Origin of the sequence: Erwinia persicina, assembly GCF_019844095.1 — a bacterium.
Classification (GTDB): Bacteria; Pseudomonadota; Gammaproteobacteria; order Enterobacterales; family Enterobacteriaceae; genus Erwinia; species Erwinia persicina.
The window spans coordinates 4,275,854-4,295,042 of record NZ_CP082141.1 but is presented as its reverse complement, the minus strand read 5'-3'; the positions used below and the strand labels follow the sequence as shown (position 1 = coordinate 4,295,042).

At 57.2% G+C, this 19,189-nt stretch carries 20 protein-coding genes; 11 read left to right on the top strand and 9 right to left on the bottom strand.

Annotation, left to right across the window (positions count from 1 at the left end; genetic code table 11):
- The first annotated feature begins 117 nt into the window (after positions 1-117).
- Both dusA and pspG read left to right on the top strand, forming a co-directional pair.
- Entirely contained in the window at positions 118-1,113 is a 996-nt protein-coding gene (dusA, locus tag K6L24_RS19845) for a tRNA dihydrouridine(20/20a) synthase DusA (RefSeq protein ID WP_222681775.1), read from the top strand.
- Between the two features lie 157 nt (positions 1,114-1,270).
- Positions 1,271-1,504, top strand: a complete 234-nt coding sequence (gene pspG / locus K6L24_RS19840; RefSeq protein WP_062748325.1) for an envelope stress response protein PspG — start codon at positions 1,271-1,273, stop codon at positions 1,502-1,504.
- Between the two features lie 225 nt (positions 1,505-1,729).
- Here the strand turns inward: pspG and K6L24_RS19835 are convergent, their stop codons facing one another.
- Entirely contained in the window at positions 1,730-2,710 is a 981-nt protein-coding gene (locus K6L24_RS19835) for a quinone oxidoreductase (RefSeq protein ID WP_062748323.1), read from the bottom strand.
- A 101-nt stretch (positions 2,711-2,811) separates the two neighbouring features.
- Between K6L24_RS19835 and dnaB the strand changes: the two genes are divergently transcribed.
- From dnaB to K6L24_RS19805, 6 genes are all read left to right on the top strand, one after another.
- Entirely contained in the window at positions 2,812-4,239 is a 1,428-nt protein-coding gene (gene dnaB, locus K6L24_RS19830) for a replicative DNA helicase (protein ID WP_062748321.1), read from the top strand.
- A gap of 199 nt (positions 4,240-4,438) precedes the next feature.
- Complete coding sequence (locus tag K6L24_RS19825) at positions 4,439-4,918, top strand: Lrp/AsnC family transcriptional regulator (protein ID WP_062748319.1); 480 nt, start codon at positions 4,439-4,441, stop codon at positions 4,916-4,918.
- A 255-nt stretch (positions 4,919-5,173) separates the two neighbouring features.
- The gene (locus K6L24_RS19820; RefSeq protein WP_062748317.1) at positions 5,174-5,791 is read left to right on the top strand and encodes a YitT family protein; all 618 of its coding nucleotides are present in this window, start codon (positions 5,174-5,176) and stop codon (positions 5,789-5,791) included.
- Between the two features lie 74 nt (positions 5,792-5,865).
- Positions 5,866-7,059 (top strand): amino acid aminotransferase, encoded by a 1,194-nt coding sequence (locus tag K6L24_RS19815; protein WP_222681774.1) that lies wholly within the window; start codon positions 5,866-5,868, stop codon positions 7,057-7,059.
- A 115-nt stretch (positions 7,060-7,174) separates the two neighbouring features.
- Complete coding sequence (locus K6L24_RS19810; RefSeq protein WP_062748313.1) at positions 7,175-7,594, top strand: secondary thiamine-phosphate synthase enzyme YjbQ; 420 nt, start codon at positions 7,175-7,177, stop codon at positions 7,592-7,594.
- A gap of 2 nt (positions 7,595-7,596) precedes the next feature.
- A complete protein-coding gene (locus K6L24_RS19805) occupies positions 7,597-7,914 on the top strand; it encodes an MmcQ/YjbR family DNA-binding protein (RefSeq protein WP_062748311.1) in 318 nt (105 codons plus the stop codon).
- Positions 7,915-7,986: 72 nt separating this feature from the next.
- On the opposite strand, the gene K6L24_RS19800 is transcribed toward K6L24_RS19805, so the two are convergent.
- From K6L24_RS19800 to K6L24_RS19775, 6 genes are all read right to left on the bottom strand, one after another.
- Positions 7,987-9,108 carry a M20 family metallopeptidase gene (locus K6L24_RS19800; RefSeq protein ID WP_062748308.1) on the bottom strand — a complete coding sequence of 374 codons (1,122 nt, stop codon included), beginning with the start codon at positions 9,106-9,108 and terminating at the stop codon, positions 7,987-7,989.
- The gene (locus K6L24_RS19795) at positions 9,108-9,863 is read right to left on the bottom strand and encodes a glutamine amidotransferase (protein WP_062748306.1); all 756 of its coding nucleotides are present in this window, start codon (positions 9,861-9,863) and stop codon (positions 9,108-9,110) included. The genes K6L24_RS19800 and K6L24_RS19795 overlap by 1 nt, the downstream gene beginning before the upstream one ends.
- Positions 9,864-9,876: 13 nt before the next feature.
- Positions 9,877-10,956: a phosphotriesterase family protein gene (locus K6L24_RS19790; RefSeq protein ID WP_222681773.1), complete on the bottom strand. Its 1,080-nt coding sequence runs from the start codon at positions 10,954-10,956 to the stop codon at positions 9,877-9,879.
- A gap of 3 nt (positions 10,957-10,959) precedes the next feature.
- A complete protein-coding gene (locus K6L24_RS19785; protein WP_161975975.1) occupies positions 10,960-11,961 on the bottom strand; it encodes an ABC transporter permease in 1,002 nt (333 codons plus the stop codon).
- 18 nt (positions 11,962-11,979) lie between these two features.
- Complete coding sequence (locus K6L24_RS19780) at positions 11,980-12,726, bottom strand: ATP-binding cassette domain-containing protein (protein ID WP_161975976.1); 747 nt, start codon at positions 12,724-12,726, stop codon at positions 11,980-11,982.
- A 376-nt stretch (positions 12,727-13,102) separates the two neighbouring features.
- The gene (locus K6L24_RS19775; protein ID WP_222681772.1) at positions 13,103-14,125 is read right to left on the bottom strand and encodes a LacI family DNA-binding transcriptional regulator; all 1,023 of its coding nucleotides are present in this window, start codon (positions 14,123-14,125) and stop codon (positions 13,103-13,105) included.
- A 344-nt stretch (positions 14,126-14,469) separates the two neighbouring features.
- Between K6L24_RS19775 and K6L24_RS19770 the strand changes: the two genes are divergently transcribed.
- A complete protein-coding gene (locus K6L24_RS19770; RefSeq protein ID WP_137270019.1) occupies positions 14,470-15,420 on the top strand; it encodes an ABC transporter substrate-binding protein in 951 nt (316 codons plus the stop codon).
- On the opposite strand, the gene K6L24_RS19765 is transcribed toward K6L24_RS19770, so the two are convergent.
- Positions 15,413-16,294 (bottom strand): ribokinase, encoded by an 882-nt coding sequence (locus K6L24_RS19765; RefSeq protein ID WP_222681771.1) that lies wholly within the window; start codon positions 16,292-16,294, stop codon positions 15,413-15,415. The two genes, K6L24_RS19770 and K6L24_RS19765, sit on opposite strands and share 8 nt — an antisense overlap.
- Positions 16,295-16,320: 26 nt before the next feature.
- Here K6L24_RS19765 and K6L24_RS19760 point away from each other — a divergent pair, with 26 nt between their 5' ends.
- Positions 16,321-17,166, top strand: a complete 846-nt coding sequence (locus K6L24_RS19760) for a BtpA/SgcQ family protein (RefSeq protein ID WP_062748294.1) — start codon at positions 16,321-16,323, stop codon at positions 17,164-17,166.
- On the top strand, positions 17,163-17,810 hold the full coding sequence (locus tag K6L24_RS19755) for a TenA family protein (protein WP_062748292.1): 648 nt from the start codon (positions 17,163-17,165) through the stop codon (positions 17,808-17,810). The genes K6L24_RS19760 and K6L24_RS19755 overlap by 4 nt, the downstream gene beginning before the upstream one ends.
- Before the next feature lie 90 nt (positions 17,811-17,900).
- Here K6L24_RS19755 and K6L24_RS19750 read toward each other — a convergent pair whose 3' ends face one another.
- On the bottom strand, positions 17,901-18,953 hold the full coding sequence (locus K6L24_RS19750; protein ID WP_062748290.1) for an NAD(P)-dependent alcohol dehydrogenase: 1,053 nt from the start codon (positions 18,951-18,953) through the stop codon (positions 17,901-17,903).
- Positions 18,954-19,189 lie beyond the last annotated feature (236 nt).

The following is a 19,189-nucleotide window of genomic DNA, read 5'->3' as shown; positions in this document are numbered from 1 at the left end:
TGCAGCCTGTGCAGGGATGACAGAAAAAAGGCCATCCGCTACAGGATCTCCCACCGCCGTGCTATCATTGCGCACAATATCGTCACCTCCTTTTCTGATACAGAGTTAGCGCTTTTCATGACCGAAACATACCCTGCACATCGTTTTTCCATCGCCCCGATGCTTGACTGGACCGATCGTCACTGTCGTTACTTCCACCGCCAGCTGACGCGGCAGACACTGCTGTACACGGAAATGGTCACCACCGGCGCGATCATACACGGCAAAGGTGACTACCTGGCCTGGAGCCCTGAGGAGCAGCCTGTCGCTCTGCAACTGGGGGGTAGCGACCCGGCGGCGCTGGCGCAGTGTGCGAAGCTGGCTGAAGAGCGGGGCTACAACGAGGTGAACCTCAACGTGGGCTGCCCGTCCGATCGCGTGCAGAATGGCCGTTTTGGTGCCTGCCTGATGGGTGAAGCGCAGCTGGTTGCCGACTGCATCAAGGCGATGCGCGACGTGGTATCGATCCCGGTCACGGTAAAAACCCGTATCGGCATTGACGATCAGGACAGCTATGAATTTCTGTGCGATTTCATCCAGCGCGTTGCGGAGCAGGGCGGCTGCGAGACGTTTATTATCCACGCCCGCAAAGCCTGGCTTTCCGGCCTCAGCCCGAAAGAGAATCGCGAGATCCCGCCGCTCGACTATGAGCGTGTTTATCAGCTCAAGCGTGGCTTTCCGCAGCTGACGCTGTCGCTTAACGGCGGTGTCAAAACCCTGGAGGAAGCCCGTGTGCATTTACAGCATCTGGACGGGGTGATGATGGGGCGCGAAGCCTACCAGAATCCTGGCCTGCTAGGGCAGGTGGATCAGATGATTTTCGGCAGCAGTGCTCCGGTAGCGGACTCTGTCGCGGTGGTGCGGGCGATGTATCCGTACATAGAACGGGAGCTGGCGAACGGCACCTGGCTGGGCCATGTGACCCGCCATATGCTGGGCCTGTTCCAGGGGATTCCCGGGGCACGTCAGTGGCGTCGGTACCTGAGTGAAAACGCCCACAAACCTGGCGCGGGCGTTGCTGTCGTCGAAACGGCCTTACAGCTGGTCGCGGACAGGGTGCCAGCCAGCGTATAACATCGTCAAAATTTCACTAATTGATGATTAAATTCACCAGGATTCAATCCGTCCTGGTGAACTCCTTCCTTAACTTTCAATAAGTTAGATTTCCTGCCGTCCTGGCACGTTTCTTGTAATAACTCCTTCAGAGTCCCTTTTTATGGAGCGTACCGATATGTTAGAGATCCTGTTTGTCATCGGCTTTTTTATGATGCTGTTGCTGACCGGTATTTCGCTGCTGGGTATCATCGTGGCGTTACTGGTCGCCACCGTGGTGATGGTCGTTGGCGGCTTATTCGCGATTGTTATTAAATTGTTGCCCTGGCTGCTGCTGGCGATCGCTGGCGTGTGGCTGTACCGCGCATTCCGCAAACCTGCGGTGAAGGATAAACCGTGGCTATCCCGGTAATATCAACGGGTTGTAGAGTTTTTTAGCGGCGTAATGCGGCGTGGATCACATCACAGGAAATTGCTCAGTGCCATTTTGCAATTAAACATATTTTTTACTTATGAATTCTGCCAGGATGGTTTCACTGAATCAACACGCATTCATCGCCGCTGACCCTACACTCAGTGCGAACAATAAAAAGAAAGAAAAAAGGGCCTCCTACGGGAGGCCCTTACTATTTGTGGCTTACGGGATCAGCAGGCTGGAACCCCGAGTGCCACGCCCTTCCAGCACCTGGTGTGCATGCTGCGCATCGGCGAGAGCGAACTTCTGCGCTTCCGGCACGTCCACCTTGATGGCCCGGCTGGCGATCAGCGAAAACAGCTCGTTACTGGCCTGCACCAGCGCATCACGGGAGGTGATATAGCCGTTCAGCGAGGGCCGGGTGACATACAGGGAGCCTTTCTGATTCAGGATCGCCAGGTTGACGCCGGTCACCGGGCCGGAAGCGTTGCCAAAGCTGACCATCAGGCCGCGACGTTGCAGACAGTCGAGCGAGGCTTCCCAGGTATCTTTGCCGACCGAGTCATACACCACGCGCAGCTTCTTGCCGTGCGTCAGTTCGCTGACGCGTGCGGCAATATCTTCTTCACGATAGTTAATCGTTGCCCAGGCACCGGCATTTTTCGCCAGCTGGGCTTTCTCTGCCGAGCCCACCGTCCCGATCAGATGCGCGCCGAGCGCCTTCGCCCACTGGCAGGCAATCAGCCCGACGCCACCGGCAGCGGCATGAAACAGGAACACCTCGTCAGGCTGTACCACATAGGTCTGACGCAGCAGATAATGCACCGTCAGCCCCTTCAGGAACGAGGCGGCCGCCTGCTCAAAGGAGATGACATCGGGCAGCAGCGCTACCTTATCCACCGGCACGTTGTGAAGCTCGCTGTAGGCGCCGAGCGCTGACTGAGCATACACCACGCGATCGCCCGGTTTCAGCACGCTGACGCCCTCGCCAACGCGGGTGACCACACCGGCCGCTTCGGTGCCCAGTCCGCCAGGGAGCGGAGACGGATACAGGCCGCTGCGGACGTAGGTATCGATATAGTTAATGCCAATCGCTTTGTTCTCAACCTGCACTTCGCCCGGGGCCGGATCGGGCACATCAAAGTCGACCAGGTGCATCACTTCGGGTGCGCCGTGCTGGCTGATTTGTATACGTTTCGCCATGTTCACTCCTGTGGATTTCGCCGCGATGAGGGGGAGGACGGCAGCCATGCAAACGGGTATACTTGCGCGTCCCCCCACAAGATTTTTGGTATCGCATCACTATGGCAGGAAATAAACCCACCAACAAATCCTACGAAAAATCCGCTGAGAACCGTGAGCCGCGTGACCGCCAGATGGAAGGTCTGAAGCTGCCTCCGCACTCGCTGGAAGCTGAGCAGTCGGTGTTGGGCGGTTTAATGCTGGATAACGAACGCTGGGATAACGTTGCCGAGCGCGTGGTGGCGAAAGACTTCTTCAGCCGTCCGCACCGGATGATCTTCGCAGAGATGCAGCGACTGCTGGAGTTGGGGAAACCCATCGACCTGATCACCCTGTCCGAGTCGATGGAAACGAAGGGTGAACTGAGTATGGTGGGCGGCTTTGCCTACCTGGCCGAGCTATCGAAAAATACGCCAAGTGCCGCCAACATCGGCGCTTATGCGGATATCGTCCGTGAACGCGCAGTGGTGCGTGAGATGATCTCGGTCGCCAACGAGATTGCCGACGCAGGCTACGATCCGCAGGGCCGCACCAGCGAAGATCTGCTTGACCTGGCCGAGACCCGCGTCTTTCAGATTGCGGAAAGCCGTGCCAATAAAGATGAAGGGCCGAAAAGCGTCGATCAGATCCTTGAATCGACCATTGAGCGTATTGAGGCTCTCTACCAGACGCCGCAAAACGGCGTCACCGGCGTGGATACCGGCTATGGCGACCTGAACAAGAAAACCGCCGGACTTCAGCGCTCCGACCTGATTATCGTAGCGGCACGTCCGTCGATGGGTAAAACCACCTTCGCCATGAACCTGTGTGAAAATGCCGCCATGGAACAGGACAAGCCGGTGCTGATTTTCAGCCTGGAGATGCCCGGCGAACAGATCATGATGCGTATGCTGGCGTCCATGTCCCGGGTGGATCAGACGCGTATCCGTACCGGACAGCTGGATGACGAGGACTGGGCACGTATCTCCAGCACCATGGGGATCATGATGGAGAAGAAGAACATGTACATCGATGATTCTTCTGGCCTGACCCCCACCGACGTCCGCTCCCGCGCGCGCCGCATTTTCCGTGAGCACGGCGGCTTAAGCCTGATTATGATCGACTACCTGCAGCTGATGCGCGTGCCGGCGCTGTCCGATAACCGTACGCTGGAAATTGCGGAAATTTCGCGCTCGCTTAAAGCGCTGGCGAAAGAGCTGCAGGTACCGGTGGTCGCGCTGTCGCAGCTCAACCGTTCCCTGGAGCAGCGCAGCAATAAGCGGCCGATTAACTCCGACCTGCGTGAATCCGGCTCCATTGAGCAGGATGCTGACCTGATCATGTTTATCTACCGCGATGAGGTGTATGAGGAGAACAGCGAGCATAAAGGCATTGCTGAGATCATCATTGGTAAACAGCGTAACGGCCCCATCGGAACCGTGCGCCTGACCTTTAACGGCCAGTGGTCACGCTTTGACAACTATGCCGGTCCGCAGTACGACGACGAATAACACCACGCTGTGGTCGGCCGATAGCCAAGTCGGTCGGCCATATCAGTGTTTGCCCGCCTGATAGTGCAGGGGCGACTCTTCTCCCGGTTGCCCCTGACGCCCACCCCGGCCATCGAAAAATAGTGTTGGACAACAACGCCATGAATGCGGTTATCTGTCTGTCAGCAGTCGCCTGAACTGACACCGGCACGGATGAATGATGACCCAGATTGATGATTTTGACCTTAAAATACTGACGTTACTGGAAGCCAATGGCCGCCTGACGAACCAGGAACTGAGTGATATTGTGAAGCTGTCGGCTTCCCAGTGCTCCCGCCGCCGCATTAACCTGGAGCAGGCCGGGTTGATCCTCGGCTACCACGCCCGGCTGTCGCCGGATGCCGTTGGCCTGGGCATGATTGGCCTGATCGAAGTCCGGCTGATCAACCACACGGCCGACTACGTCGAAAGCTTCCACCGGATGGTTGCAGAGCAACCCGCCATTGTCGATGCCTACAAAACCACCGGAGATGCCGACTACCTGCTGAAAGTGGCGGTGGCAGACCTGCCCGGTCTGAGCGCGCTGATCAGCCAGCTGGTCGCCGGGCATCAGAGCGTATCGCATGTGAAAACGTCGGTGGTGCTTAACCGTCTGAAAGAGAATGGCATCATGTCGGTAAACGAAACGCCGCTGCGCTAAAACAGTGCGCGAGCCGCCCTGTTTTTGTGCATGTTTGGTGGTTTTCATGCGCAACTCACGCAGTTAATGACGAAAACATGCGTAACATAACGGAATAACTCGGTTTTTGTGCGCGACATCGACACATAAAGTGTCTGCTATTCAATGGGTTAATGTTTTGGCTCCTGCGGGGTACGCCTGCGACCAAAGTTCTGGTGCGATTTTTGCAATGTATTCAGTTATTAACAGAGCAAACATCACCAGAGAATCATTCCGATGGATAACGTCGCACCACAATCTGTAAAAATCCCCCATACCCTGCTGGAAGATGTGCTGGCTATCCTGCTCGGGACGCTGATGGTCTCGTTTGGCGTCACGCTGTTGAAGCAGGCCGGAGCACTGACCGGCAGTACCGCCGGTATCGCCTTTCTGATCAGCTATCTGAGTAAAGCCTCTTTTGGCCTCGCCTTTTTTCTGATCAACATTCCGTTTTACTGGCTGGCGGTAAAACGTATGGGCTGGGCGTTTACGGTCAAAACCTTCTCCGCCGTGGCGCTGGTGTCACTGTTCAGCCACCTGCACCCCTTATTCATCCATTTTTCCGCGCTGGATCCCTTTTATGCGACACTGTTCGGTAACGTGGTGATGGGGATTGGGTTTATAGTGTTATTTCGCCATAAAGCCAGCCTGGGCGGGATCAATATCCTGGCGCTCTGGCTGCAGGACCGCTACGGGATCCGTGCCGGAAAGCTGCAAATGGTGGTGGATACCTGCGTGGTACTGGCATCGCTGTTTGTGGTGTCGCGCGAAATGCTCATTGCTTCTGTGGCGGGGGCCGTGGTGCTGAATCTGATTATTGCGATGAACCATCGTCCGGGCCGCTACGCCGTTTAGCCCTGCCTGAACTGACCGCGACGTCCGCCGGGGCGTCGAAGGATATCACTGATTATTTAATGGAGACGTGCACCGTGTTTCAAAACGTTGATGCCTATGCTGGCGACCCTATTCTCTCCCTGATGGAGACCTTCAAGCAGGACAGCCGGGCGCACAAGGTGAACCTGAGCATTGGTCTGTATTACGACGCCCAGGGCGTGATCCCGCAGATGAAGGCGGTGGCCGACGCGGAAGCGTTGCTGAACGCGCAGCCACAGAGCGCTTCGCTCTACCTGCCGATGGAAGGACTGCCGCCTTACCGCAGCGCCATCGCCCTGCTGCTGTTTGGCGCGGAACATCCGGTGCTGAAAGCAGGACGCATTGCCACCATCCAGACGCTGGGTGGGTCAGGCGCGTTGAAAGTCGGTGCGGACTTCCTGAAGTATTACTTCCCGAATTCCCAGGTGTGGGTCAGCGATCCGACCTGGGAAAACCACATCGCCATCTTCGCCGGTGCCGGTTTTACGGTGAACACCTACCCGTGGTATGACGCAGAGACCAACGGCGTGAAATTTACGGCGCTGCTGGAAAAACTGCATACGCTGCCTGCACAAAGCATCGTTCTGCTGCATCCCTGCTGCCATAACCCGACCGGCGCCGATCTGACTCCTGCCCAGTGGGATGAAGTGACCGCCGTGCTGAAATCACGCGAGCTGATCCCGTTCCTCGACATCGCCTATCAGGGCTTTGGCGCAGGCATGGAAGAGGACGCTTACGCCATCCGGGCGATAGCGGCGGCGGGCCTGCCAGCGCTGGTCAGTAACTCGTTCTCGAAAATTTTCTCCCTGTACGGTGAGCGTGTAGGCGGCCTGTCGATCGTCTGCGATGATGCGGAGGAAGCCTCCCGCGTGCTGGGTCAGCTGAAGGCGACCGTACGCCGTAACTACTCCAGCCCGCCAAACTTTGGTGCGCAGGTGGTCTCCTGCGTGCTGAATAATCCTGAGCTGAAAGCCAGCTGGCTGGCCGAAGTGGAAGCCATGCGCACGCGTATTCTGGCAATGCGTCAGGCGCTGGTGGAAGGGCTGAGCCTGGCCGTGCCGGGTAAAAACTTCGACTATCTGCTGCAGCAGCGCGGTATGTTTAGTTACACCGGCCTCAGCGCGGCGCAGGTGGATCGGCTGCGTAATGAGTTCGGTATCTACCTGATTGCCAGCGGCCGTATCTGCATCGCCGGTCTGAACCACAACAATGTGCGTCAGGTCGCAGAAGCGATGGCCGCCGTGATGTAATCCCCCTGCCGGCCGGAGTAAAACGGCCGGCAGTCTCCGCTTTTTTACTTTTCAGGTTTACCTTTTCGCCACTTGCTGCACACTTAACGCATCGGTTTAGTTAAGGAGTCGTACTATGTGGTATCAGCAAACCCTCACTCTGAGCGAAAAACCTCGCGGTTTTCATCTGGTTACTGATGAAATCCTCAGCGAACTGCGTCGGTTAAGTGATGTGCAGACCGGGCTGCTGCATCTGCTGCTGCAGCATACGTCTGCCTCTCTGACGCTGAATGAGAACTGTGACCCGACGGTCCGCGCGGATATGGAGCAGCATTTTTTGCGTTCCGTACCGGAAAATGCGCCGTATCAGCATGACTATGAAGGGGCGGATGATATGCCTGCCCATATAAAATCTTCTCTGCTGGGCACCTCGCTGCTGCTGCCGATTAGCCGTGGGCGTCTGATGCTGGGCACCTGGCAGGGTATTTATCTGGGTGAACACCGCGTTCGCGGCGGCGCCCGACGGATTGTGGCGACGCTACAGGGGGACGATTAAGCATGAAGGTATCCGATCTACTGACGTACTGCATGGCCAAGCGCGGGGCAGAGCAGAGTGAACACGAGGAGTGGCAGGCGACGCAAATCAAAGCAGATGGCGTACTGTTTGCCATGCTGTACGACCTGAATGGCCGGCCTGCGGTGGCGCTGAAAAGCACGCCCGCGCTGGCAGAACTGATCCGCGATCAGCACAGCGACGTGCAGCCCAGTGAGCATCTGAATCCCTCGCACTGGAACACCGTACTGCTGGACGGATCGTTAAAGGATTCACAGATTTATTACCTGGTGGATGCCTCTTTTCAGCAGGTGCAGAAGTAACGCCCGGGCCAGAGGGCTGAAACAAGGGCGGCCACGGTCGCTCTTCTTGACCAAAGGTGTGATCCGGCCGCTTCAGGTCTGTCCCATCCAGTCCTGAATAATCTCGCCATACAGCCGCTCCGCCTCCTCCAGGCGAGACAGCAGGCAATATTCATCGGTCTGGTGCGCCATCGAGGGTTCACCGGGGCCGAGAATAATACAGGGCGGATGCCCGAGCGCCGGCAGCAGCAGCGAGGCATCGGTAAAGTAGGGCACAATGCTGGGTTGCAGCGGCCGGTCGTGCCGCGGCTGGCAGCGCTGATACACCTGTTGGATCCACGCATGCGCGTCGCTGCTTAATACCGCAGGCAGATCCACCAGGGTCGATATCGTCACCGTCTCTCCCAGCAGGGTGGTGAGCTGCTGGCGAATGGTGGCGTGCTGCAGATTAGGCGCGCTGCGGATATCCACATCAAAACGCGTGCGATCCGGCACCGAATTAATATTCAGCCCGCCTTCGATGCGCCCGACGTTCAGCGTCGGCTGCTTCATCAGCGGGTGGGGGGCTCCCGGCGAGAAAGTACGGATTTTACCGATGGCCTCTGCCGCCAGATAAATTGCATTGATCCCCAGCTCCGGCATTGCCCCGTGGGCGGTTTTTCCCCGCGTTTCACAGCGCAGCCACAGCGCGCCTTTATGCCCGATAACCGGGTAGTTCGCCGTCGGTTCGCCGACGATCAGCGCACCCACCCCGGGAAGCTGTCCCGCTTCAGTCAGTGCGCGGGCCCCGTCGCAGCCCGTTTCTTCGCCGCCGGTGAGCAGCATCACTACCCCGCTACCGGCAAGAATGGTCTGCTTTTCGCGAACGCAGGCGACGGCAAACGCTGCGATCGCCGCCTTCATATCGCTCGATCCGCGTCCGTACAGTCGATCCTCTTCGATCTCACCGAAAGGATCGTAATGCCATGCGGCACTACCGAGGGGAACCGTATCGAGATGGCCGGTAAACGCCAGCGGCTTGCCGGGCCCTGTTCCGACCAGCCGGGCGACTGCATTCCATCGACCGGTACCGAACGACGTCAGGCTGACCTCAAAACCCTGTTCACGCAGCCAGTCGGCAAGAAACTGCATACAGGCCGCTTCGTTACCCGGCGGATTGATGGTATCAAAGCGCAGCAACTGCTGCGCCAGCTCACGGGTGCTGACGGCTTCCATCAGCCGCGCTCCGTCAGCCAGTCAAGGCAGTTGATCCACAGCTGGCGGTAGCCCGGCCATCTGGCGAACTCCTCCGGCAGCCAGTGCGCCGACATATCGCTGGTCCATACCAGCGAGCGGCCCTGCTGATATTCGCGTACTGCAACCAGTGGATGCGCAGTCCCGGCAATGGTGGCCAGCAGTTTGCCCTCTGGCTGCATCTCGACTTCGTTATAGCCCAGCAGCCATGGCCATTCAGGAGGCAGATCGTTAAACAGAGGATGCGTTTCCGTCACACTGGCATAGCAGCCTTCCGGCGTTTCGATGCGGTCGTCCCACGCCAGGCACCTGACCGGTAGCACTTTCTCCACGGCAGTATTGCGATAGCGCGCGCCGCCGTTAATTCCCTGGAAGCTGTAATAGCCGCCAATCATCATCAGCGCGCCGCCGGCTGCGACATAGTCGTGGATCAGCGTCAGACGGTTAGCGGTTCGGCGGCTTTTCAGCCAGGTATCCGGGTGCAGCAGTAACGTGTTAGCCCCGATATCGGACAGGATGATTGCATCCCAGCTTTGCAGTTCCGCCAGCGTCAGCGGGAAATCGGTGGCTGCGGCATGGGCGGGCATATGGGTAATGGCGTAGTCACTGTCTGCCAGTGCTGCCATAAAATCGGTTGCTCCGCTGTGCCAGGTCGCTGTCGCAAACTGGTCGAAGCCTTTTACGTGCGTTGAGGTGCTGGTCCAGGACTCACCTACCAGTAAAATTTTCTTCTGCATCATTGTTCCTCTTTTACCCGCCAAACACGCGCTGCGGATTTGCCATCATTAAGGTCTCAAGCTGTTCGCCGCTGACGCCGTGACGCCTCAGACGGGGAACAAAATGTTTAAGAATGTAGCCATAGCCATGGCCGCCGTAGCGGGTCAGCATGGTTTTCAGAAACACGTCCTGCGACAGCAGGATGTGATTAATAAAGCCGTCGTCAATCAGCTCGCGAATGGCGCGCGCGTTCTCCTCATCGGAGGGCGACTGGGCCGATTCATCGGCGTAGTAAAAGCTCATGCCAATCATGTCGTATTCGAGAAATGCGCCGCGCCCGGCGAGCTCCCGCTGATACGTTTTGTCGGCAAAGCTGGGATTCATGTGGCACAGCACCGTATGGCGGAGATCGGCCCCTTCCTCTTGCAGAATATCCAGCACTTTGTGCCCCAGTCGTTCCCAGCCCGGAAGATGCACCTCAATCGGTACGCCGGTTGCCGCACTGGCACGGCCGGCGGCGCGCAGCGATTTTTCTTCATCAGCGGTAAAGCGACTGGAAACGCCGATTTCGCCAATCAGCCCGGCCATCACCTCCGGTTTCTCCTCCGCACCGCCAAGGTCGTAAATCAGCCTGTCGGCCAGTTGCTCCACGCTGGTGGTTTTCACCCATTCAGGATGTGACGGCTCCAGATACAGCCCGGTGCCCATAATGATATTCAGGCCGGTCAGGCGGGCGATGCGCTGTAGCGCTTTCGGATCGCGGCCGATGCCGATATTGGTCGGATCCACCACCGTTTCACCGCCCAGGGCACGGAACTTCATCAGCTCGTCGATGGCCACATCGACATCGAACAGCTGGCAGTTATCGCGGCTCATCAGCGGGTTGAGCGACAGCTCGCCGAGGTTTTCCATTTTCACCGGCATTTCGGCCAGATGACGATCGCTACAGCAGCAGGGCGGTACCCATTTGCCCGAGGCATCCAGCAGAATATGCTCATGCATCAGCGTTACGCCCATGTCTGCCAGCGGCAGCGGGCCCAGCACCGTCATCACATAGCCGCTGCGGATACCGATTGGTAGCGGCTCCGGGTGACGAAAAATCGAACCTTTCATCAGCTATCCTTTCGCTGCAGAGCGGGTAGGGTTGAGAATGCGCGTGTTCAGCCAGATGGCCAGCAGGATAATGGTGCCGGTGGCGATCTGGGTGTAAAACGGCGAGATATGCGACAGGATCAATCCGTTCTGGATAACCGCAATGGACAGCGCGCCGAGCAGGGTGCCAATAATGGTCCCGAAGCCGCCAAACAGGCTGGTGCTGCCAAGCACTACCGCAGCAATAACCTGCAGTTCAAAGCCTTCGCCCTGGTTGGAGGAGCCGCTGCCCAGACGGGCAGTGATGATCATCCCGGCCAGCGCTGCCGCCATACCGCTGAGGATATACACCTTCATGGTGACGGCTTTGGTGTTGATACCGCTGCGGCGGGCGCCTTCAGCATTGGCACCGATGGCGGTTACGTAGCGGCCAAAGCGCATATGATTCAGCACGATATGGCCGATAACCAGGATGACGATACCGATCAGCGCCGGCATCGGAATGCCCATCACCCAGGCCCGCCCCATAAAGGTAAACAGGCTGTCGGCCGGGATCGGGATGGAATAGCCCTGAGTGACCAGCAGCGCCACACCGCGTACCACCGCCAGCGTGGCCAGCGTGACGATAAATGCCGGAATACCTTCATAGGCAATAAAGAAGCCGTTAATCGCGCCGACCAGGCCACCGAGCAGCAGCCCGCCGAGCAGCACGACCGGCCACGGCAGCCCCCAGTTGTTCAGAGCGATGGCCGAGAGCGCCCCCACTAGGGCAAGGGTCGACCCGACCGAGAGATCAATGCCGCCAGTGGTGATCACCAGGGTCATCGCCGTGGCGACAATCAGCAGGGGCGCACTCTGGCGGATAATATTCAGCCAGTTTGTGCCGCTGAGAAAGTGGCTGGTGATCAGGGAAAACACCACGCAGCAGAAGATGAAAAACAGCGCAATGCTGACCACACCCGAGTGGTTGTGCAGCAGTCGGCGCGGCAGGGAATGCCGGATCGTGCGGGAGCCGCTTACGTTCATGATACTCATCCTGTTACCTCAGTGTGCAGCCGCAGAGTGGGCGGTAAATTTCTCACCCACAATGAGATTGACGATATCGCTCAGGCTGGTGTCAGCCACCCGGCGATCCGCGACGTTGGTGCCTTCGTACATCACCATGATCCGATCGCAGACCAGGAACAGATCCTGCAGGCGGTGCGTAATCAGGATCACGCTGACCCCGCGCGCAGAGACGCGGCGGATAAGCTCAAGCACGGCTTCCACTTCCGCCACCGCCAGCGCCGCGGTCGGTTCATCCATAATCAGTACCTTCGGGTCGAAGGCCGCCGCCCGGGCAATAGCAATCGCCTGGCGCTGACCTCCGGAGAGGTTGCGGACCAGCATCCGGGTATCCGGAATCGAAATGCCCAACCCTTTCAGCATGTCACGCGCATCAGCGTGCATTTTGCTCTGGTCGAGAAACGGAATGCCGAGCAGGGATTTCATCGGCTCGCGGCCCATAAAAAGATTTCCAGCCACATCCACCGTGTCGCACAGGGATAAGTCCTGATAGACCATCTCGATATGACAGCGGCGTGAGTCCGCCGGATTGGAAAAATGCTGCTGTTCACCGTCGATGCGGATGGTACCGCTGGTGGGCACCACCGCCCCGGAAAGGACTTTGGTCAGCGTGGATTTTCCCGCGCCGTTATCCCCCACCAGGCCGAGCACTTCGCCCGGGGCCAGCTGCAGATTCACGCCGCGCAGTGAACGTATCGACCCGTAGGTCTTGGTGATATTGACCATCTCTACCCGAGCCGGGGCAGGTTGTGACTGCTGCATCTGATAACTCCCATCGGTGTGGCAGGGAAATGTTTGCCGTCCGGCGAAAAAGGCCTCATTCAGCACGGTTTACAGTCTAGTAAACCGGTTTACCTGCAAAATGAAGCTTTACTCTCACCCTCAGGACAAACGCTACAAAGATATTTGTTCGCCAGTCAGAACATTGCAGCTTCCGTGCCAGGCGCAAAATACTGCGTGCGCCACCGATTTAAGTCTCTGTAATGCAAGGGTTTTAAGCAGGATTATCAGGTAAACCGGTTTACTTAGTATACTGAAAAGTAAAAAAAGTGATCGAAATTTGCGCCAAAACTGTGCAGTTTTGCGCCATTTTGAGACACGGTTAACATTGCTGGATAGAATCGCGGCCAATCCATTCGACGGGAAGACGTGTTTCAGCAGGGATATCACTCTCATTATTCAGCAGGCGCAGCATGATCCCGACAGCGGTGCGGCCCAGCTCCCGCGCGGGCTGGCGGATGGTGGAGATGCGTGGTTGGGTGAAGTCGGCGTAATTGGCATCATCGAAGCCCACCAGAGATAACGCTTCGGGAGCCTGCAGCCCGCAGGCGCGCAGGCCGTCGAGCAGTCCGAGCACCAGATAGTCACTGGCGGCGAACACGGCGGTAGGGCGGGTGGGCTGGCTGAACAGGCGCTGCAGAGCCTGCTGGCCGAACTCGCGCTGATACTCTCCGTACATCACCCACTCCGGCGGCCAGCTTAATCCGGCCTGCTTCATGGCGGTGCAAAAGCCCTGATAACGCTCGCGCACGCTCATCAGCTCATCCGGCCCGCCGACAAAGGCAATGTGGCGGTGACCGGCCGCGATCAGCTTTTCCGTGGCGATGCGTCCGCCCTGCACATTGTCCGCAAACACCTTGGGCACGCTGCTGCCGGGGATATCTTCATCCAGTAACACAATGCGCTGGTGGCGCTGGATCTCTTTACGTAACAATCCGTTATCCGGTCGGTTAGTGGTGAACAGCAGCCCATCAACCTGGCAGGTATCCAGCCAGCGGATAAACTGGCATTCCTTGTCAGGATTATTGCGGGTGATGCACAGTACCAGGCTGTAGCCACTGGCGGAGGCTGCCTCTTCGGCGGCATCGGCCAGTTCGGCAAAGAAGGGGTTAGTAATATCGGGCAGCACGAGGCCGAGGGTTTCACTGCCGCCTTTACTCAGGCGACGCGCCAGGCTGTTGCCACGATAATCCAGTTCGCGAATGGCCGTTTCAATGCGGTCGATTGTCTCCTGCGGCAACACAATGCTGTGATTCATATAGCGAGACACCGTCGCTTTCGACAGTGAAGCCCGCCTGGCCACATCGGATAACAACACGCGTTTTATGCTCATTTTCCACGCCATTTTTCTCCAGGAAGGCTATCTGTAACATAAGTTAGCGTGATGCCAGTAGTCTTTTATCCGAGCCGGCTGTGGATAAAATAAACGCTTGACAAAAATTTCGCAGCGGAGAATTGTATAACCAGTTTACCGCCTTACCCGGGAAGTCATTCCCAAACCGGCCAGACCCCATTTCAGTCGTGCACCGCAACGGACCGGATGCCGAAATGAGGGAAAAGCAGGTCTTTGTTGCAACCGGATCCTGTCCGGCGCATTCATCTGATATTTGCCCGCCAAAAAAAATCCCTCTGCGCTGCCTGGCGACGCGGACACAGCTGTTTTTCGCTCATTCTTTTTCGAGGGTACTGATGATGATATTTAACACCAGAAAATGGCATTTGATGGCAATGGCTTCGGCATTACTGGCTTCAGCTTTGGTGATTTCAGCGGCAAAGGCGGCAGATACTTATGCGCTGGTGCAGATTAACCAACAGGCACTGTTCTTTAATCTGATGAACAAAGGCGCACAGGATGCGGCAAAAGCCAGCGGTAAAACATTAGTCATCTTTAATGCTACCGATAACCCGGTGGCGCAAAGTGATGCTATCGAAAACTATATTCAACAAGGCGTGAAGGGCATTCTGGTTGATGCCATTGATGTGAATGGCATTATGCCTGCGATCAAAGAGGCCGCCGCCGCCAATATTCCGGTTATTGCGATTGATGCCGTATTACCGCCGGGGCCGCAGGCTGCACAGGTCGGTGTGGATAATAGCGAAGGCGGTAAAATTCTGGGCAAATACTTTGTTGAGTATGTTGGAAAAGAGATGGGTGGCAAGGCGCGCCTGGGCATCGTCGGGGCGCTGAACTCGGCAATTCAGAATCAGCGACAGAAAGGTTTTGAAGAGACGCTGAAAGCCCACCCGGGCATCACCATAGCCGATGTGGTGGATGGCCAGAACGTCCAGGATAACGCCATGACAGCGGCGGAAAATCTTATCACCGGTAATCCCGATTTGACGGCGATTTATGCCACGGGTGAACCGGCTCTGCTGGGAGCCATTGCGGCAGTAGAAAACCAGGGGCGACAGAAAGAGATTAAGGTCTTTGGCTGGGATCTGACGGCAAAAGCGATTGCCGGCATGGATGGCGGCTACGTGACTGCCGTACTGCAGCAGGACCCGGAAAAAATGGGGTCGGAAGCCCTGAAAGCGTTGAACACCCTGACGGCGGGTAAAAGTGTGCCGAAAACCATTCTGGTTCCGGCCACGGTGGTGACCAAAGCGAACGTTGACCGTTACCGTACGCTGTTTAAATGATGACTGACTCGCCGCGCGTCCCTAACAGCGCGGCGAGTTCAGCGCACCGGGGGAAAGCAGAAAGCGTGCCCCTGCGGCTGACCGTTATGGCGGCAGCCTGACTGGCGTGAGTCAGGGCTAACGCATCGGGCGCCACGCCGCGCAGCAGGGCGGAAGCCAGCATCACCGCCAGGAAGGTGTCGCCCGCCCCGGTCGTATCCAGCACGCTGGTGGCGGTCGCCGGGCAGAACTGGCGCTGACCCTGGCGGATCAGCCAGGCACCGGCAGCCCCCTGCGTGATCACCAGCGTGGCAACGCCCTGTGGCTGTAGCTGTCCGGCTTCCGATTCGTTGACGACGGCGATATCAACCAGCGGCCACAGTTGAGCAAAATCCGGGTTGACCGGTGAAGGGTTAAATACGGTGGTTAAACCACGCGCTTTCGCCAGCCGGAACAGGGCACGGGTTTTCTCCAGAGAAAAATTCCCCTGTTGCAGCAGGATATCCCCGGCGCGGGCATCGGCCAGCAACGGCTCGATAGCTTCCAGGTGAAAAGCATCGGCAGCGGCGGTGGTGGTCATAATGGCATTATCGCCGTCAGCACTATTGAGAATAATTGAGGTGTCGCTATGGCGATAAACAGGTTGAGAGGGTAACAGCGTCAGGGATTCTTTGATGATCTGCTCGCGTATCCACGATCCGTTGCTGTCATTTCCTGTGGCGGCAATTAATCGCGTGTCGATACCGCAGCGGGACAATATGATCGCCTGATTCGCGCCTTTTCCGCCGATATCCTGCGACACTTTATTTCCATGAATCGATGATCCCTTTTGCGGAATATCCGCAATGGACCAGGTTTCATCGACGGTAATATTACCAGCCACATAAACACGCATCGTGTTTCCTTAAAAGGATGAAGAAGATGGTTTCTATCTCAGCAGAAAAAACTGACGCAATACAAGCTATTTTTTCACGTAAGAAAGCCGTGATAGGCGTTATTCACTGCGATCCCTTTCCGGGGTCACCAAAATATCGTGGTAAATCAGTGAAGGATATTATTGAGCGCGCCTTACGTGATGCGGAAAATTATATTAATGGCGGCGTTCATGGCCTGATTATTGAAAATCATGGCGATATTCCTTTTTCTAAACCTGACGATATCGGCCCGGAAACCTCTGCTCTGATGGCGGTGATCACCGAAAAAGTCCGTGAGCGTTTTGGCGTGCCGCTGGGCATTAACGTGCTGGCGAATGCCGCAATCCCCGCGCTGGCAACGGCGCTGGCAGGCGGCGCGGACTTTGTGCGCGTCAACCAGTGGGCGAATGCCTACATTGCCAACGAAGGGTTTATTGAAGGTGCGGCAGCCAAAGCCCTTCGCTACCGCAGCCAGCTGCGTGCGGAACATATCCGCGTGTTTGCCGACAGCCATGTGAAGCACGGCAGCCATGCGATTGTTGCCGACCGCTCAATCCAGGAATTAACCCGCGATGTCGATTTTTTCGAAGCCGATGCGGTGATTGCCACCGGGCAGCGCACCGGTGACAGCGCGACGCTGGGCGAAATTGATGAGATCCGTGCGGCAACGGAGCTGCCGCTGTTAGTCGGGTCCGGGGTTACGCCGGCTAACGTGTGCCAGATCCTCAGCCGTACCCAGGGCGTGATCGTGGCCAGCGCGCTGAAATCAGACGGCGTGTGGTGGAATGACGTAGAGCTGGCGCGGGTAAAACACTTTATGTCCGTCGCACAGGCGGTGCTGGAGGAGGCATGACAGAGGCATTCAGCGAACGTCTGCTGCGCGAGCACCAGCCCGCGTGGCAGGCCATGCAGCAGCATCCTTTCGTCACGGATATTGAGCGGCAACAGCTGCCGGCGGCGGTGTTTAATCGTTACCTGGTGTTTGAGGGGCAATTTGTCGCCACGGCGATCGCTATCTTTGCCCTGGGTGTCAGTAAAGCGCCGGATATTCGCTCACAGCGCTGGCTGATCGGCGTCCTCAATGCGCTGGTAGATACCCAGATCGCCTGGTTTGACGCTGTGCTGGCCCGGCGGCAGATCAATCCTGCCGACTATCCGGGCGATCTGCCCGGGGTTCGCCGCTTTGACGACGGGATGCGACAGGCGGCGCAGGAGGGCAGCTATGCGGAAATTATTACCCTGATGTTTGGCGCGGAATGGATGTATTACCACTGGTGTCACCGGGTGAATGAACAGACGCTGCAGGATGACGACGTGCGATGCTGGGTATCGATGCATGCCGGAGAGGCCTTTTACCAGCAGGCATGCTGGCTGAAAGAGGAGCTGGACCGCTGTGCAGATGCGTTGAGTGAGGCAGAAAAGCAGGCGCTTTCGGCGCTTTACGGCAGAGTGCTGCAGTGGGAGATCGATTTTCACACGGCGGCGTACCCCGGGTGAAGGGGGAAGGACGGGGCCGGCCGGAATAAAGGGCCTCCCCGTGGCAGCAGGGGCGGACCTGCTTTCCCGGTCCGCCCGTGATCGTCACCGTTACGCGCGCAGCGTATCGATATCAATGACAAAGCGGTATTTCACATCGCTTTTCAGCATACGTTCGTAGGCTTCGTTGATCTCGTTGATATTGATCATCTCAATATCCGAGACGATGTTGTGCTTGCCGCAGAAATCCAGCATCTCCTGGGTTTCTTTAATGCCGCCAATCAGTGAACCGGCAATGCTGCGACGCTTAAAGATCAGGTTAAACACCTGCGGTGATGGATGGTCATGTTCTGGCGCACCGACCAGCGTCATGGTGCCATCACGGCGCAGTAGCGTGATAAACGGGTTCAGGTCATGCTGTGCAGCAACGGTATTAAGAATGAAGTCGAAGCTGTTGGCGTGTTGCGCCATCTGGTCGGCATCCTTCGAAATCACCACTTCATCTGCACCCAGACGCTTCCCGTCTTCAATTTTTGACGGTGAGGTGGTGAACAGGACAACGTGCGCGCCCATCGCATGCGCAATCTTAACGCCCATGTGGCCAAGGCCACCCAGACCGACGATACCGACCTTTTTACCCGGGCCGACGCCCCAGTGGTGCAGTGGAGAGAAGGTGGTGATACCGGCGCACAGCAGCGGAGCAGCACCGGCCGGATCCAGGTTTTCCGGAACGCGCAGCACGAAGTCTTCATGCACGACCACCTGCGTGGCGTAACCGCCAAAGGTGATGTCGCCGCTGATACGATCCTGACCGTTATAGGTGCCGACAAAGCCTTCTTCGCAATACTGTTCCAGATCTTCTTTGCAGCTGTCACAGGTACGACAGGAGTCGACCATGCAGCCTACACCGACCAGATCGCCCACTTTGTATTTGTGACCGTGTGCGCCGACGGCCGTCACGCGGCCAACAATCTCGTGGCCAGGCACCACCGGGAAGATGGTGTTGCGCCATTCATTGCGCGCCTGGTGCAGGTCAGAGTGGCAAACGCCGCAGTACATCACTTCAATCTGCACATCATGTTCACGCAGTTCGCGTGGCTGGTATTCAAACGGAGCCAGCTTCGATTTCGCGTCCTGGGCTGCATAAGCATGCGTAATATTCATTGGATTCTCCAGTTATTGATGATGTGGCGCAGTGGCCGTGAGGGTGGGAGCCGGCCGTGGAAATGCCTCGCCGTATCCGCAAAATGATGAAGGTTAAGCATAGTCAGATAATGGGGTGGGGGGTATGTCCAAAACTCGCTAAGTCTTGCCTGATTCTGCAAGATTTTGTGGAGATGGTAACAAAAGTGCAGTAAATAGCGGGAAAAGCTATGGCAGAAAAAAACGGGCCGGTAAGG